The sequence below is a fragment of the Burkholderia sp. HI2761 genome (assembly GCF_002223355.1).
Taxonomy (GTDB): Bacteria; Pseudomonadota; Gammaproteobacteria; order Burkholderiales; family Burkholderiaceae; genus Burkholderia.
In genome coordinates, this window is sequence record NZ_NKFN01000001.1 from 184,575 (window position 1) to 199,014 (window position 14,440).

Sequence of the window (14,440 nt, forward strand, 5' to 3'; positions counted from 1 at the left end):
ATGGACACCACGCTTGCCACATTCGAGAAAGACGTCATCGAGGCGTCGCTGGACACGCCCGTGCTGGTCGACTTCTGGGCGCCGTGGTGCGGCCCCTGCAAGACGCTCGGCCCGCTGCTGGAAAAGCTCGAGGCCGACTATGCAGGCCGCTGGAAGCTCGTGAAGGTCAACGTCGACGAGAACCAGGAACTCGCCGCGCACTTCCAGACGCGCAGCATTCCGCACGTGATCGCGTTCGCCGACGGGCGCCCGGTCGACCAGTTCGTCGGCGTGCTGCCCGAAGGCCAGTTGCGCGCGTTCCTCGACCGGCTGCTGCCGGCGGCCGAGGAAGCCGAGCGCCGCGCCGCGCAGTATGCGATGGCCGAACAGCGCTTCGACGAGGCGCTCGCGCACCTCGAAGCGGCGCTCGCGCTGAACCCCGGCTACGACGACGCGCGCCTCGACCTGATCGAGCTGCTGCTCGCGCGCAACGAGGTCGACGCCGCGCGCGCCGAGACCGAACGCCTGTCGCCGCAAACCGTGCAGAACGGCGACCCCCGCTACCAGGCGATCAAGACCCGTTTCGACGCGCTCGAAGCCACGGCCGACCTGCCGCCGACCGACGCGCTCGAAGCGCGCATCGCGGCGAACCCGGCCGATCTCGACGCGCGCTTCGACCTCGCGCAGAGCCTGATCGCGCGGCGTGCATACGAAGGCGCGCTGGAACAGTTGCTGGAAATCGTGACGCGCGATCGCGCCTACGGCGACGACCTCGGCCGCCGCACGATGATCTCGGTGTTCGAACTGGCCGGCGATCGCCCCGACCTCGTCGCCGCGTGGCGACGCAGGCTGAGCATGGCGCTCAACTGATGCGCGAGCGGCCGGGCCGCGATGGCCCGGCCGCATCGCCGTATCGCGCGCGGCACGTTACCCGTGCCGCGCCATCACCCTTCCCTGTCCGCGCGCCGCGGGCTCAGCCGGCCGCCTGTGCCGCGATCGCCCGCAGCGCATGCGCGGCAGCCGCGAAACCGAAGCTCGCGGTCACGCACACGCTCGAACCGAAGCCCGCGCAGTTGAGCCCCGCGACGTGCGCGGCCGCTGACGGCTCGGCGCCGTCCTCGATGTCGCAGGCCGCCGCTTCCGGATAGATCAGCGGCTCGTCCGAATACACGGCGCTGACCTTGAAGCGCGCCTTCGGCCCGCGCGGAAAACCGTGCTGCTTGCGCAATTGCGCGCGCACTTTCGACAGCAGCGGATCCTGGATCGTCAGCGCGAGGTCGTCGATGCGGATGCGCGTCGGGTCGAGCTGCCCGCCCGCGCCGCCGACGACGATCAACGGCTGCCGTTTCGCGACGCACCATGCGATCAGCGCGACCTTCGTGCGCACGCTGTCGATCGCATCGATCACGTAGTCGAAGCCGCCGCCGAGCAGCGCGTCGAAGTTGTCGGGCTCGACGAAATCCTCGATCCGGTTCACGCGGCACGCGGGATCGATCAGCGCGATCCGCTCGGCCATCGCGTCGACCTTCGGCTTGCCGTAATTGCCGTCGAGCGCATGGACCTGCCGGTTCGTATTGCTTTCCGCGACGTTGTCGAGATCGATCAGCGTGAGCGTGCCGACCGCGTTGCGCGCGAGCGCCTCGGCCGCCCACGACCCGACGCCGCCGATCCCGATCACCGCGACGTGCGCCCGCTCGAACGCGGCGGCCGCCGGCGCGCCATACAGGCGCGCGACGCCGCCGAAACGCCGCGCGCGATCCACGTCAAGCTGGATTTCCGGGGTCGGGGTAAGATCAGAAGAACTGGGCGGGGCAGCGTCGGCGGAGGACATGGCAGCAAGGAAAACGTAAGTCGAGCAGCCCTCTATTCTGCCTGAACTCCCCGCTCGCACGCGCCACTGTGCACGCACGATTCTCGCGCGTTCGCTATACTGGCCCCAGATTGAAGCGTTTGCATAACATGACGACTCTCGCCGATCTCCGCATCAACTATTCGCGTGCTTCGCTCGACGAAGCCGATGCCGCCCCCGACCCGTTCGCCCAGTTCGATCGCTGGTTCAAGGAGGCGCTCGCCGCCAAGCTGCCCGAGCCGAACACGATGACGCTCGCGACCGTCGGCGCCGACGGCCGGCCGTCGGCCCGGATCGTGCTCATCAAGGGCGTCGACGAACGCGGGTTCGTCTTCTTCACCAATTACGAAAGCCGCAAGGGGCACGATCTCGCCGTGCATCCGCAAGCCGCGCTACTGTTCTACTGGATCGAGCTCGAGCGCCAGGTGCGCATCGAAGGCCGGATCGAGAAAACCAGCGCGGAAGAAAGCGACCGCTATTTCGCGTCGCGCCCGCTCGGCTCGCGCATCGGCGCATGGGCGTCGGAGCAAAGCGCCGTGATCGACAGCCGCGCGACGCTCGAAGCGCGCGAACGGGCCGTCAGCGAACGCTACGGCGACAACCCGCCGCGCCCGCCGCACTGGGGCGGCTACCGCCTCGTGCCCGACTCGATCGAGTTCTGGCAGGGGCGCCCGTCGCGGCTGCACGACCGCCTGCTCTATACGCGCGACGCCGCGGCGTCGCCAGGCTGGACGATCTCGCGCCTGTCGCCGTAAGCGCGGCGCCGGCGCACGCCGGTCGTGTTTCGTGTTGCATCCGGGCGCCCGCCTCGCAAGCGGCGGGCGCCGGTCAAGATACTTGGCTGTATTCGATTCAACGAACAAACGGAGAATCCAAATGTTCTGGGAAAAGAAGCTGGCACAGTGGGCGGACGAAGTACGGGCGAAAGCGAACATACCGGCGCGCCTCGTGCTATGGAACGGCGATCAACTCGATTTCGGCACCTTCAGCGCGCCGCAGGTCACGCTCAAGGTGAACAGCGCGTCGGCGTTGCCGCTGCTGCTCGAGCCGAGCCTCGACAATCTCGGCGAGGCGTACGTGAAGGGCAAGATCGACATCGAGGGCAAGCTGTCGGACATCATCAACATCGGCTACTCGCTCGCGCGCAGCACCGTGACGAGCGCGAGCAAGCTCGCACGCGTGAAGCGCTACTTCAATCACACGAAGAACACCGACAGGAAGGCGATCCAGTACCACTATGACGTCTCGAACGAGTTCTATCGGTTGTGGCTCGACGAGAACATGGTGTACTCGTGCGCGTACTTCGAGAACGGCGACGAGGATCTCGCCACCGCGCAGATCAAGAAGATCGACCACATCCTGACGAAGATCCGGCTCGAGCCCGGCCAGCGCCTGCTCGACATCGGCTGCGGCTGGGGCGCGCTCGTGCTGCGCGCCGCGCAGAAATTCGGCGCGACGTGTCTCGGCGTGACGCTGTCGCAGAACCAGTTCGACCTCGCGACCGCGCGCGTGAAGGCCGCGGGGCTCGAGGACAAGATCGAGATTCGTCTGCAGGATTACCGCGAGATCGACGGCCAGTTCGACCGCATCACGAGCGTCGGGATGTTCGAGCACGTCGGCCGCAAGAACCTGCCGCTCTACTTCTCGCGCGTGCATGACCTGCTCGCCGACGACGGCATCGCGATGAACCACGGGATCACGTCGACCGACGCGGAAAGCGGCGAAACGGCGCTCGGCGGCGGCGAATTCATCGATCGCTACGTATTCCCGGACGGCGAGCTGCCGCACATCAGCCTCGCGCTCGAAGCGGCGCAGCGCGGCGGACTCGAGGCGGTTGACGTCGAAAGCCTGCGCCGGCACTATGCGCGCACGCTCGATATCTGGACGGAAAACTTCGAAGCGAAAGCCGAAGAAGCGAGAAAGCTCGTCGACGACGAGAAATTCCGGATCTGGCGCGTGTATCTTGCCGGCTGCGCGTATGCGTTCGAGCACGACGACGTGTCGATCTTCCAGATCGTGTGCCGCAAGGCCGGACGCAGTGCGAAAACGCTGCCGTGGTCGCGGCGCTACATGTACGAACACGCGCTGCCGCGCTAGGCGGCGCCTCACGCTGGGCATGCATGGGTGACGGCAGGACGCGGCGCACGGCGCCGCCCGAACGACAACATCACGACGACGCCAACGAGTCGCACGCCGACGGACAATTCGACCTGTTCGGCGTGCCGACGGACGCCGCACGCGCGTCGCACGCGGACGGCGGCCGCCCCGCCAGCCCCGACGAGCACGTGATGCCGCACGCGCAGGACGACGCGCAACCGGCGCCGCCCGCCCGTACGACTTCCCGCCCCACCGACGACGACGCACCCGCACCGTCGTCCGGCCTGTTGTGGGACGAACCGTCCCCGCCGGCCGCCGCGCCGAAGAAAGGCCGCCGCAAGCGCGGCGTGCTGCCCGCGCCGATCCCGGCGGACGTGGCCGACGCCGCGGCCGGCCTGCCGCCGAACGTGCGGCTCGGCACGTCGTCGTGGTATTTCCCCGGCTGGAACGGCATCGTCTACGACGGCGATTTCGCGCAGACGAAGCTGTCGCGCGAAGGGCTCGAAGCGTATGGCGCCCATCCGCTGCTCAGGAGCGTCAGCCTCGACCGGTCGTTCTACGGCCCGCTGTCGGTGGCCGATTACCTGCGCTACGCGCAGCAGGTACCCGACGATTTCCGCTTCGTCGTGAAGGCGCCGGCCGCGGTGACCGACGCGGTGATCCGCGGCCGGCGCGGCGAGCCGTCCGGACCGAACCCGACCTTCCTCGATGCGTCGCTCGCGACCCGCGAATTCGTGCAGCCGTGTCTCGACGGGCTCGGCCGGAAAGCCGGCGTGCTCGTGTTCCAGTTCTCGCCGCTGCCCGATCAACTGCTCGCGGAACCGGCCGCGCTGATCGACCGGCTCGCCGCGTTCTTCGCGGCGCTGCCGCCGCTGCCGCCCGACGCCGACGCCGACGGCACACGCTACGCGATCGAGATCCGCGACGCGAGCCTCCTCACGCCGCGCTTCATCCGCGCGCTGGCCGCGCTCGGCGTGCGCTACTGCGTCGGCCTGCACGCGCGGATGCCCGACCCGCTGCGCCAGGCCGCCGCGCTCGCGCTGCTCGACGGCGACGCGCCGGGCCCGCTGATCGTGCGCTGGAGCCTGCACGGCGGCTTCAAGTACGAACAGGCGAAGGCGAAATACGAGCCGTTCGACAAGCTCGTCGACGAGGATCCGGCCACGCGCTCGGCGCTCGCCGAACTGGCCGCGCGCTACGCGCTGGCCGGGCAGCCGGTGATCATCACGATCAACAACAAGGCGGAAGGCTCCGCGCCGCTGTCGTGCATCGCGCTCGCACGCGAAATCGCCGCCGCGTGCGCGCAGTGGCGCAACGAGGCGGCGTGACGCCGGTCGCCGCCGCCGACGCTCACGCGCCGCGCAGCGACTTCAGCCGGTGCGAGAACTTCTGCCGGAATTTCGCGAGCTTCGGCCCGATCACGACCGAGCAATAGCCCTGCCCCGGGTTCCGCGCGTAATAGTTCTGGTGATAGTCCTCCGCCGGCCAGTAGTTGCCGTCGAGCGGCACGACCTGCGTGACGATCGGCTGTCCGAACACCTGTTCGTGCTCGAGCCCGCGGATCACGTCGAGCGCCGTGTCGCGCTGCGCATCCGAATGCGTGAACACGACCGACCGGTACTGCGTGCCGACGTCGTTGCCCTGCCGGTTCAACTGGGTCGGATCGTGCGTCGCGAAGAAAATCTCGAGGATCTCGCGATAACCGATGCGCGCCGGATCGAACGTCACGTTGACGACTTCCGCGTGGCCCGTGTCGCCCTCGCAGATGTCGCGATAGCCGGGATTGCGCGTATGGCCGCCCGCGTAACCCGACTGGACGGCCGTCACGCCGTCGACGTCGAGAAACACGGCCTCCGTGCACCAGAAACACCCGCCTCCCAGCGTCGCGGTTTCAAGCATCTCGTTCCCCATGAAATCAGCCCTCGTGGATGACGGCAGCCGGCACGCAGGCGCCGGCGCCATCGTTTCGCGTCGCCGTCGCGCGCCCCGTGATGCAGGCGGACAACGGCACTTCGTCAAGTATCTCACTCGCGCGCGTACCTGGCAGCGCGGCCAGGCGCCGCGCGCGACCCGCCGCGGATTTCTCGTCTACACTTAGGCACGCGCAAGCGACGGCCAACCCGTCGCGCCCGCGCAGCGTCCGATGCATGCCTGCCCCGATGTCAACATCATCTGCCGGAACATCGATATGTACGCCTTAACGGATATCACCTGCCTCGCAGGCCCGGTCGCCGATACGTCAATCGCACCATCGCGATGGCGCGTACCCGTTTCACGGTGGACGCCGCGCGGCAGCCCCTTCGCCTTTTCCCGCTTTCACGACCTGATGCACGGCATCGCGCGCGTCGCCGACGCGCGCCCGCGCCTGCCGATCGCTCCGCCGGCGTGATGCGCGCCGCGCTGCAACCGCAGTCCGCACGCCCGCGACGAACGGCCGTGCGTCCACGATCCGACACCATCGAGAGGACATCGCCATGAGCATGCGGCCTGACCCGACGTTTCACGCTTCGCCCGAGCTCGCGATGCAGGCGCCGGCCGAAGCATTCGCGTATACGTTGTTGCTGAGCCCCGATTTTTCCAGACCCGACGCGCTCGCCGTGATCGACGTGAAGCCCGGTTCGTCGACGTACGGCAAGATCGTGCACACGGTGACGATGCCGAACACCGGCGACGAGTTTCACCACTTCGGCTGGAATGCGTGCTCGTCGTCGCTGTCGCCGCTCACCGGCCATGCGTTCCTCGAGCGCCGCTTCCTGATCATCCCCGGCCTGCGCTCGTCGCGCATCTACGTGATCGACACGAAGCCGCATCCGACGCAGGCGCGCATCCACAAGATCATCGAGCCCGACGAGATCTTCGCGAAGACCGGCTATTCGCGGCCGCACACCGTGCATTGCGGCCCCGAGGGCATCTACGTGAGCACGCTCGGCGGCGCGGGCAAGGACGGCACCGACGGCGCGCCCGGCATCTTCATCATGGATTGCGAGACCTTCGACGTGCTCGGCCGCTGGGAGATCGATCGCGGCCCGCAGGACAAGCATTACGACTTCTGGTGGAACCTGCCGCGCGACTACATGGTGTCGAGCGAATGGGCGCTGCCGCCGCAATTCGAGAACGGGATCGTCCCCGAGGATCTGCTCGCGAACAAGTACGGGCACCGGCTGCATTTCTGGGATCTGCGCGCGCGACGCAACGTACAGACGATCGATCTCGGCGCGCAGCACCAGATGGCGCTGGAGGTGCGGCCCGCGCACGACCCGGTGCGCGAGTACGGGTTCGTCGGCGTCGTGGTCGATACGACCAATCTCGAAGGTTCGATCTGGACCTGGTGGCGCGAAGGCGGCAAGTTCCATGCGAAGAAGACCGCGACGATCCCGGCGGAGCCGGCCTCAGCCGACGAGCTGCCGCCGCTGCTGCAAGGATTCGGCGCGGTGCCGCCGCTCGTGACCGACATCGACCTGTCGCTCGACGACCGGTTCCTGTACGTGTCGTGCTGGGGCACCGGCGAAATGCGCCAGTACGACGTGTCGGATCCGCACAACCCGGTGCTGGCCGGGTCGGTACGCATCGGCGGCATCGCGCGCCGTGCGCCGCATTCGAACGGCCGCACGTTCGCGGGCGGCCCGCAGATGGTCGAGATCAGCCGCGACGGCCGGCGCGTGTACTGGACCAACTCGCTCTATTCGACGTGGGACGACCAGTTCTATCCGGACGGCGTGCCGGCCGCGCAGGTGCTTGCGCACGCGGGGCCCGACGGCGGGCTGACGCTCGCCGACGACTACTGGGTCGAATTCCCCGACGGCTATCGCGCGCACCAGATCCGGCTCGAAGGCGGCGACTGCTCGACCGACTCGTTCTGCTATCCGTCGGTCACGCGTTGAGCGCCGGCCTTCACGCGCCGTTCGCGTTGTGGGCGGCGGTGCTCGCGAGCGGCGTCTATCACGGGCTCAACCCGGCGATGGGCTGGCCGCTCGCGGTGTCGAACGCGCTGATGACGCGCCGCGGCGCCGCGCTCGTCGCCGCACTCGGCTATCTCGCGCTCGGTCATGCGCTCGCCGTCTTCGCGGTGATGCTGCCGTTCGGGCTGCTTGCGGCGCTGCTCGCATGGCAGTCGGCGATCCGGATCGGCGCGAGCGCACTCGTGATCGGCTTCGGCGCAGTGCTGCTGATCCGGCGCCGGCATCCGCGGGCGCTCGCGCGGATTCCACCGGCGCGGCTCGGCCTGTGGTCGTTCGCGGTCGCGCTCGCGCACGGCGCGGGGCTGATGCTCGTGCCGATCTACCTCGGCCTTTGCGGGCTCGACCGGGATGCCGGCCATCGCGCGGCCGCGCTGCTCGTCGATGCGCATCTCGGCATGGCGCTCGTCGTCGCGGCCGTGCACGCGGCCGCGATGATCGCCGCCGGCGGCGGACTCGCGTGGCTCGTGTACCGCTATCTCGGGCTGAAGTTCGTGTCGCGGAGCTGGTTCAATCTCGATGCCGTGTGGGCGTCGAGCCTGATCGTGACCGGTGCGTTGTCGCTCGGGCTGGCGGCGGCGCGATAGCACGGGTAGCGAGCCTGCCCGGGCAACCCGGCGCCGGCGTGACCGGCCGCTCCGTTGAAAAACGCGACAGAACGGCGCTGCCGGCCGCGCGCCGCAGTGTTCGCTACGTCACCCTGCCGTCGCGCTGCACCGCCCGACCGGGCCCGGCGGCCCCGATTCCGCTAAAATCGGGCCATGCGCATCCCTCCCCCTTCGACCGCCTTGTCGTCTTTCGTCCGCCGCGCCCGTCACACCCGTGTCGCGTCGCGCCCGCCCGTCCCGTTCCGGATGGCTGCCCGATGAGCCACGCCAATCCGCCGGATTTCGACTCGGCCGCCTTCCGGCAGGCGCTCGGCCAGTTCGCGACGGGCGTGACGGTGATCACGACGCAGGCGCCGTCCGGCCAGTTGATCGGCATCACGGCCAGCTCGTTCAATTCGGTTTCGCTCGATCCGCCGCTCGTGCTGTGGAGCCTCGCGCACAAATCGGCGTCGACGCCCGTGTTCCGCGGCAACAGCCATTACGTGGTGAACGTGCTCGCGGCGTCGCAACTGGACCTGTGCAAGCGCTTCTCGACTTACAAGGGCGACCGCTTCGAAGGAATCGCGCATGTGGCCGGCAACTCGGGGATGCCCGTGCTCGACGGCGCGCTCGCGTGGTTCGAATGCCACAACCGTAGCCGCTACGACGAAGGCGACCACGTGATCTTCGTCGGCGAAGTGGAACGCTGCGGCGTGCGCGCCGTATCGGAAACGGCACCGCCGCTCGTGTTCCACGGCGGCGGCTTCCACGGCCTCACACCGCTTTGATCGCCCCCGTGCGCGCCAGGCCGACCGGCGCGCCGGCTTCGTCCTTCAGCGTCTGCAGCACGATGTTCGAACGGATGTCCATCACGCCGGGCGCCTTGTAGAGGCGGTTCAGCACGAAATCCGAATAGTGCTTGAGGTTGTGCGCGAGCACGCGCAACAGATAGTGGCTCTCGCCCGTCACGACGAACGCGCCGACCACCTCCGGCCATTCGCGCAGCGCTTCCGCGAAGCGCTCGTGCCATTGATTCTCTTCGTTGCGCATCGACACCTGCACGAACGCCTCGAGCTCGAAGCCGAGCTTCTCGCGGCTCAGGCACGCGCGATAGTGCTCGATCACGCCCTGCTCCTCGAGCAGGCGCATGCGGCGCAGGCAGGCGGATGGCGAAAGCGAGATGCGTTCGGCCAGGTCGAGATTGCTGATTCTGCCCTCCTCCTGCAATACCGCCAGAATCCGGCAGTCGGTGGCATCGAGCGTGATCGCGTGCATTTATGGTCCCCGTTTTCCCTCTGATTCGAATTATCTGCCAATCCGGCGGATTGTCCATGTTTATTTCGCAAGCACTTTCTGCGAGCGTCCACCTATCATTCGAAGGATCGACTCACCGATTCGTCATGCCATGGACATACTCTGGGACATCTCGCCGCCTGTCAGCCCCGCCACCCCCGTGTGGCCGGGCGATACGCCGGTTTCCGTCGAACGCGTGTGGCGGATGGAGGCCGGTTCGCCGGTCAACGTCGCGCGGCTGACGCTGTCGCCGCATACGGGCGCGCACTGCGACGCGCCGCTGCACTACGACGCCGACGGCGCACCGATCGGCGCGGTATCGCTCGACACCTATCTCGGCCCGTGCCGCGTGATCCATTGCATCGGCGCATCGCCGGTCGTGCGGCCGGCCGACGTCGCCGCGGCGCTCGACGGCGTGCCGCCGCGCGTGCTGCTGCGCACGTACGAGCGTGCCAGCGTCGAGCAATGGGACAGCCATTTCTGCGCGGTCGCGCCCGACACCGTCGACCTGCTCGCCGCGCACGGCGTGAAGCTGATCGGCATCGACACACCGTCGCTCGACCCGCAGGAATCGAAGACGATGGAGGCGCATCACCGCGTGCGCGCGCACCGGATGGCGATCCTCGAAGGGATCGTGCTCGACGACGTGCCGGCCGGCGACTACGAACTGATCGCGCTGCCGCTGAAATTCGCGACGCTCGACGCGAGCCCCGTGCGCGCGGTGCTGCGCGCCCTGCCCGCGCAGGCTTCCTGATTACCCGACCTACGACCCCACATCATGATGATCAAGACCCGTGAAGACGCGCTCGCGCTCGACCGCGACGACCCGCTGGCCCCGCTGCGCGACCAGTTCTCGCTGCCCGACGGCGTGATCTACCTCGACGGCAACTCGCTCGGCGCGCAACCGCGTGCCTCGGCTGCCCGCGCGCAGCAGGTGATCGGCGCCGAATGGGGCGAAGGCCTGATCCGCAGCTGGAACACGGCCGGCTGGTTCGCGCTGCCGCGCCGCCTCGGCGACAAACTCGCGACGCTGATCGGCGGCGCGCCCGGCGAGACGGTCGTCACCGACACCATCTCGATCAACCTGTTCAAGCTGCTGTCGGCGATGCTGCGCCACCAGGCCGAGCGTGCGCCCGAGCGCCGCGTGATCGTGTCGGAGCGCTCGAACTTCCCGACCGACCTGTACATCGCGCAGGGCTTGATCGAGCAGCTCGGCGGCGACTACGAACTGCGCCTGATCGACGATCCGGCCGACCTGCCCGGCGCGCTCGGCGCGGACACGGCCGTCGCGATGATCACGCACGTGAACTACCGCACCGGCTACATGCACGACATGCCGGCCGTCACGCAGCTCGTGCACGACGCGGGCGCGCTGATGCTGTGGGATCTCGCGCACTCGGCCGGCGCGGTGCCGGTCGACCTGAACGGCGCACGGGCGGACGGCGCGGTCGGCTGCACGTACAAGTACCTGAACGGCGGCCCCGGCTCGCCCGCGTTCGTGTGGGTGCCGCAGCGCCATCTCGCGCATTTCTCGCAGCCGCTGTCGGGCTGGTGGGGCCACCGCGCGCCGTTCGCGATGCAGCCGGGCTTCGCGCCCGATCCGGGCATCGCGCGCTTCCTGTGCGGCACGCAGCCGATCGTGTCGATGTCGATGGTCGAATGCGGGCTCGACGTGTTCCTGCAAACCGACATGCAGACGATCCGCCGCAAGTCGCTCGCGCTGACCGACGCGTTCATCGCGCTCGTCGAAGCGCGCTGCGCCGGCCTGTCGCTGAAGCTCGTCACGCCGCGCGCGCATCACCAGCGCGGCTCGCAGGCGAGCTTCGAGCATCCGCACGGCTACGAAGTGATGCAGGCGCTGATCGCGCGCGGCGTGATCGGCGACTACCGCGAGCCGTACGTGCTGCGCTTCGGCTTCACGCCGCTCTATACGCGCTTCGCCGACGTATGGGATGCGGTCGAGACGCTGCGCGACATCCTCGCCACCGACGCGTGGAAGGCGCCCGAGTTCGCCGAACGCGGTGCGGTGACCTGACCGTTTTTGCGCGGCGCGCCGCGGTTGCATGCGCGGCGCACGCCGCGCGTTCGTCATTCAAATCTGGAGAAAGTCGTGAATTCTGGTCATATGCAGCCCCCTGGCGGCGACGCGCCGGCAGGCTGCCCGTTCTCGGGCGCGCGCGCCGCCCAGCCGGCGCAAGCCGCGCACGAAGCGCCGCACGTGCCGGGCGAAGCCGCTGAAGGCGGCTGGCACGACGCGCAGCTCGATTTCTCGAAGTCGATGAGCTACGGCGACTACCTGTCGCTGAATTCGATCCTCGACGCGCAGCATCCGCTGTCGCCCGATCACAACGAGATGCTGTTCATCATCCAGCATCAGACGAGCGAGCTGTGGATGAAGCTCGCGCTGTTCGAGCTGCGCGGCGCGCTCGACGCCGTGCGCACCGACGCGCTGCCGCCCGCGTTCAAGATGCTCGCGCGCGTGTCGCGCATCCTCGAGCAACTGGTGCAGGCGTGGAACGTGCTGTCGACGATGACGCCGTCCGAGTATTCGGCGATGCGGCCGTATCTCGGCCAGTCGTCGGGCTTCCAGTCGTACCAGTATCGCCAGCTCGAATTCCTGCTCGGCAACAAGAACGCGCAGATGCTGCAGCCGCATGCGCACCGGCCCGACATCCTCGAACAGGTGCGCACGACGCTCGAGGCGCCGTCGTTCTACGACGAGGTCGTGCGCCTGCTCGCGCGGCGCGGGTTCGCGATCGCGCCCGAGCGGCTCGATCGCGACTGGACGCAGCCGACGCGTCACGACGAAACGGTCGAGGCCGCGTGGCTCGAGGTCTATCGTCATCCGCAGCAGCACTGGGAGCTGTACGAGATGGCCGAGGAACTGGTCGATCTCGAGGATGCGTTCCGCCAGTGGCGCTTCCGTCACGTGACGACGGTGGAACGCATCATCGGCTTCAAGCAGGGCACCGGCGGCACCAGCGGCGCGCCGTATCTGCGCAAGATGCTCGACGTCGTGCTGTTCCCCGAACTCTGGCACGTGCGCACCACGCTGTAACGCCCGTCACGCAGCCGCCGTCACGACGGCGTGCGAGCGAGTTCCTCCCCTTCGCGCGGCGGCGCATGCGCGCGCGAGAGCCGCGGAATGTGCCGCCGCACCGCGAGCAGCGCGACGCATACCACGCCCATCGCGACGGCCAGCATCGTCAGGTACGCACCCGCGCCGCCCGTCGTGATCACGATCGCGCCCGCGAACGCGCTGAGGATCGCGCCGAGCCGGCCGAACGCGAGCGCACTCGCGGTGCCGGTCGCACGCACGGCCGTGGGGTAGATGTACGCGCACAGCGCATACATCGTCGACTGCACGGCATTGACGAACAGCCCGTGCAGGCCGAGTCCGACGATCAGCCAGCCCGTATGGCGGCTCGCATCGACGCCCATCAGCCACACCGCGCTCGCCGCGCCGCCGATGCTGCACAGCGCGAGCGGCCAGCGCGATCCCGCATGCGCGATCGCCCATGCGCACAGCAGCGCGCCGATCACGCCGCCGAGGTTGTACGCGGTGAGTCCCGAGCCCGCGACCGACACGCTCAACCCGCTCGCCGCGAGCATCGTCGGCAGCCAGCTGAACGCCGCGTACACGGCGAGCAGGCACATGAAGAACGCGCACCACAGCGCGATCGTGTCGCGCGCGTGGCCGCTCGCGAACAGCGCGCCGAAGCCGCCGCGGCCGCCCGGCACGCGGGCGTCCTTCGTATCGGTGAACACGGTGCCCGGCGCGACCGGTCGCTGCATCCGCGCGAGCAGCGCGCCGAGTTCCGGCCAGCGCGGGGGGCGCCGCGCGAGATAGCGCGGCGATTCGGGCAGTGCGCGCACGAGCACGAAGCCGAGCACGAGCGGCAACGCGCCGCCCGCGAAGAACAACCCGCGCCAGCCGTAGCGCGGCAGCACCTCGTGCGCGAACAGGCCGGCCAGCATCCCGCCGAGCGGCACGCAGACGATCGTCGCGGTCACCATCATCGTGCGGCGGCGCGCGGGCGTGTATTCGGCGGTCATCGTCGTGGCCGTCGGCAGCGCGCCGCCTATCCCGAGCCCCGCGCAGAAGCGCAGCATCGCGATCGTCGCGACGTCGGGTGCGAAGCCGATCGCGCAGGTCGCGATGCCGAACAGGAACACGCTGCCGATCACGGCCTGGCGGCGGCCGAAGCGGTCCGCGACGATCCCCGCGCACGCGCTGCCGATACCCATCCCGACCAGCCCCGCCGCGACGGCCGGCGCGAACGCGCCGCGCGTGATGCCCCACTCGCGGATCAGCACGGGAATCGCGAAGCCGATCAGCTGGCCGTCGAAGCCGTCGAGCACGATCGCGAGCGCGGCGAGCAGCACGACGACGCGCTGCATCGGCGTGAACGGGCCGTCGTCGAGGGTCGTGCCGATGTCGACCGACGGCGGCAGCCGTCCATCCAGTGCGTCGCGCGTGCTCATGCGACCTCCCGGGCGCCGCACGCGGGCGTCGGTATGCGCGAACGGCGCGCGGCAAGACCAGGGCATTCGATGGCTTTCATGGCGTCTCCTGTTGTCCGGGCTGGCGCACACGCGTGCCCGGATCTCGTGGTGCGCAGTCGGCCGGCGCCCATGCATCGGCGCCGGCGTCCTGTCCGACCCTTCACGATCCGACG

15 protein-coding genes are annotated in these 14,440 nt (G+C 68.9%); 11 read left to right on the forward strand and 4 right to left on the reverse strand.

Annotated features, from left to right (window positions below):
• Positions 1-849 carry a thioredoxin gene (trxA, locus tag CFB46_RS00885; RefSeq protein WP_089499117.1) on the forward strand — a complete coding sequence of 283 codons (849 nt, stop codon included), beginning with the start codon at positions 1-3 and terminating at the stop codon, positions 847-849.
• Between the two features lie 103 nt (positions 850-952).
• On the opposite strand, the gene tcdA is transcribed toward trxA, so the two are convergent.
• Positions 953-1,810, reverse strand: coding sequence for a tRNA cyclic N6-threonylcarbamoyladenosine(37) synthase TcdA (gene tcdA / locus CFB46_RS00890; protein WP_027785252.1), 858 nt, complete (start codon positions 1,808-1,810; stop codon positions 953-955).
• Positions 1,811-1,938: 128 nt separating this feature from the next.
• Here tcdA and pdxH point away from each other — a divergent pair, with 128 nt between their 5' ends.
• The 3 genes from pdxH (at position 1,939) to CFB46_RS00905 (ending at position 5,253) form a co-directional block, all read left to right on the forward strand.
• Positions 1,939-2,583 (forward strand): pyridoxamine 5'-phosphate oxidase, encoded by a 645-nt coding sequence (gene pdxH / locus CFB46_RS00895; RefSeq protein WP_027785253.1) that lies wholly within the window; start codon positions 1,939-1,941, stop codon positions 2,581-2,583.
• 121 nt (positions 2,584-2,704) lie between these two features.
• A complete protein-coding gene (locus tag CFB46_RS00900; protein ID WP_027785254.1) occupies positions 2,705-3,925 on the forward strand; it encodes an SAM-dependent methyltransferase in 1,221 nt (406 codons plus the stop codon).
• A 23-nt stretch (positions 3,926-3,948) separates the two neighbouring features.
• Positions 3,949-5,253 (forward strand): DUF72 domain-containing protein, encoded by a 1,305-nt coding sequence (locus CFB46_RS00905; protein WP_089499118.1) that lies wholly within the window; start codon positions 3,949-3,951, stop codon positions 5,251-5,253.
• Positions 5,254-5,275: 22 nt separating this feature from the next.
• Here CFB46_RS00905 and msrA read toward each other — a convergent pair whose 3' ends face one another.
• The gene (msrA, locus tag CFB46_RS00910; RefSeq protein WP_089499119.1) at positions 5,276-5,836 is read right to left on the reverse strand and encodes a peptide-methionine (S)-S-oxide reductase MsrA; all 561 of its coding nucleotides are present in this window, start codon (positions 5,834-5,836) and stop codon (positions 5,276-5,278) included.
• A 232-nt stretch (positions 5,837-6,068) separates the two neighbouring features.
• Between msrA and CFB46_RS35780 the strand changes: the two genes are divergently transcribed.
• The 4 genes from CFB46_RS35780 (at position 6,069) to CFB46_RS00930 (ending at position 9,256) form a co-directional block, all read left to right on the forward strand.
• Positions 6,069-6,314, forward strand: a complete 246-nt coding sequence (locus CFB46_RS35780) for a hypothetical protein (RefSeq protein WP_179235014.1) — start codon at positions 6,069-6,071, stop codon at positions 6,312-6,314.
• An 85-nt stretch (positions 6,315-6,399) separates the two neighbouring features.
• Positions 6,400-7,806 carry a selenium-binding protein SBP56-related protein gene (locus CFB46_RS00920; protein WP_089499120.1) on the forward strand — a complete coding sequence of 469 codons (1,407 nt, stop codon included), beginning with the start codon at positions 6,400-6,402 and terminating at the stop codon, positions 7,804-7,806.
• Positions 7,803-8,468, forward strand: coding sequence for a hypothetical protein (locus CFB46_RS00925; protein ID WP_089499121.1), 666 nt, complete (start codon positions 7,803-7,805; stop codon positions 8,466-8,468). Before CFB46_RS00920 ends, CFB46_RS00925 begins: the two co-directional genes overlap by 4 nt.
• A 278-nt stretch (positions 8,469-8,746) precedes the next feature.
• The gene (locus CFB46_RS00930) at positions 8,747-9,256 is read left to right on the forward strand and encodes a flavin reductase family protein (RefSeq protein WP_089499122.1); all 510 of its coding nucleotides are present in this window, start codon (positions 8,747-8,749) and stop codon (positions 9,254-9,256) included.
• On the opposite strand, the gene CFB46_RS00935 is transcribed toward CFB46_RS00930, so the two are convergent.
• Positions 9,243-9,743, reverse strand: a complete 501-nt coding sequence (locus CFB46_RS00935; RefSeq protein WP_006477992.1) for an Lrp/AsnC family transcriptional regulator — start codon at positions 9,741-9,743, stop codon at positions 9,243-9,245. The genes CFB46_RS00930 and CFB46_RS00935 overlap by 14 nt on opposite strands.
• 130 nt (positions 9,744-9,873) lie before the next feature.
• Between CFB46_RS00935 and kynB the strand changes: the two genes are divergently transcribed.
• The 3 genes from kynB (at position 9,874) to kynA (ending at position 12,819) form a co-directional block, all read left to right on the forward strand.
• Positions 9,874-10,515, forward strand: a complete 642-nt coding sequence (gene kynB / locus CFB46_RS00940) for an arylformamidase (RefSeq protein ID WP_089499123.1) — start codon at positions 9,874-9,876, stop codon at positions 10,513-10,515.
• Between the two features lie 27 nt (positions 10,516-10,542).
• A complete protein-coding gene (gene kynU / locus CFB46_RS00945; protein ID WP_193727267.1) occupies positions 10,543-11,796 on the forward strand; it encodes a kynureninase in 1,254 nt (417 codons plus the stop codon).
• A 90-nt stretch (positions 11,797-11,886) separates the two neighbouring features.
• Positions 11,887-12,819 (forward strand): tryptophan 2,3-dioxygenase, encoded by a 933-nt coding sequence (kynA, locus tag CFB46_RS00950; RefSeq protein ID WP_089499124.1) that lies wholly within the window; start codon positions 11,887-11,889, stop codon positions 12,817-12,819.
• 20 nt (positions 12,820-12,839) lie between these two features.
• Here kynA and CFB46_RS00955 read toward each other — a convergent pair whose 3' ends face one another.
• Complete coding sequence (locus CFB46_RS00955; protein WP_089499125.1) at positions 12,840-14,246, reverse strand: MFS transporter; 1,407 nt, start codon at positions 14,244-14,246, stop codon at positions 12,840-12,842.
• Between the last annotated feature and the right edge of the window lie 194 nt (positions 14,247-14,440).

What these genes read in the sequence shown, in the direction of transcription:
- trxA (WP_089499117.1), top strand. Translation starts at nt 1, where the DNA reads ATGGACACCACGCTTGCCACATTCGAGAAAGACGTCATCGAGGCGTCG.
- tcdA (WP_027785252.1), bottom strand. Translation starts at nt 1,810, where the DNA reads ATGTCCTCCGCCGACGCTGCCCCGCCCAGTTCTTCTGATCTTACCCCG.
- pdxH (WP_027785253.1), top strand. Translation starts at nt 1,939, where the DNA reads ATGACGACTCTCGCCGATCTCCGCATCAACTATTCGCGTGCTTCGCTC.
- CFB46_RS00900 (WP_027785254.1), top strand. Translation starts at nt 2,705, where the DNA reads ATGTTCTGGGAAAAGAAGCTGGCACAGTGGGCGGACGAAGTACGGGCG.
- CFB46_RS00905 (WP_089499118.1), top strand. Translation starts at nt 3,949, where the DNA reads ATGGGTGACGGCAGGACGCGGCGCACGGCGCCGCCCGAACGACAACAT.
- msrA (WP_089499119.1), bottom strand. Translation starts at nt 5,836, where the DNA reads ATGGGGAACGAGATGCTTGAAACCGCGACGCTGGGAGGCGGGTGTTTC.
- CFB46_RS35780 (WP_179235014.1), top strand. Translation starts at nt 6,069, where the DNA reads ATGCATGCCTGCCCCGATGTCAACATCATCTGCCGGAACATCGATATG.
- CFB46_RS00920 (WP_089499120.1), top strand. Translation starts at nt 6,400, where the DNA reads ATGAGCATGCGGCCTGACCCGACGTTTCACGCTTCGCCCGAGCTCGCG.
- CFB46_RS00930 (WP_089499122.1), top strand. Translation starts at nt 8,747, where the DNA reads ATGAGCCACGCCAATCCGCCGGATTTCGACTCGGCCGCCTTCCGGCAG.
- CFB46_RS00935 (WP_006477992.1), bottom strand. Translation starts at nt 9,743, where the DNA reads ATGCACGCGATCACGCTCGATGCCACCGACTGCCGGATTCTGGCGGTA.
- kynB (WP_089499123.1), top strand. Translation starts at nt 9,874, where the DNA reads ATGGACATACTCTGGGACATCTCGCCGCCTGTCAGCCCCGCCACCCCC.
- kynU (WP_193727267.1), top strand. Translation starts at nt 10,543, where the DNA reads ATGATCAAGACCCGTGAAGACGCGCTCGCGCTCGACCGCGACGACCCG.
- kynA (WP_089499124.1), top strand. Translation starts at nt 11,887, where the DNA reads ATGCAGCCCCCTGGCGGCGACGCGCCGGCAGGCTGCCCGTTCTCGGGC.
- CFB46_RS00955 (WP_089499125.1), bottom strand. Translation starts at nt 14,246, where the DNA reads ATGAGCACGCGCGACGCACTGGATGGACGGCTGCCGCCGTCGGTCGAC.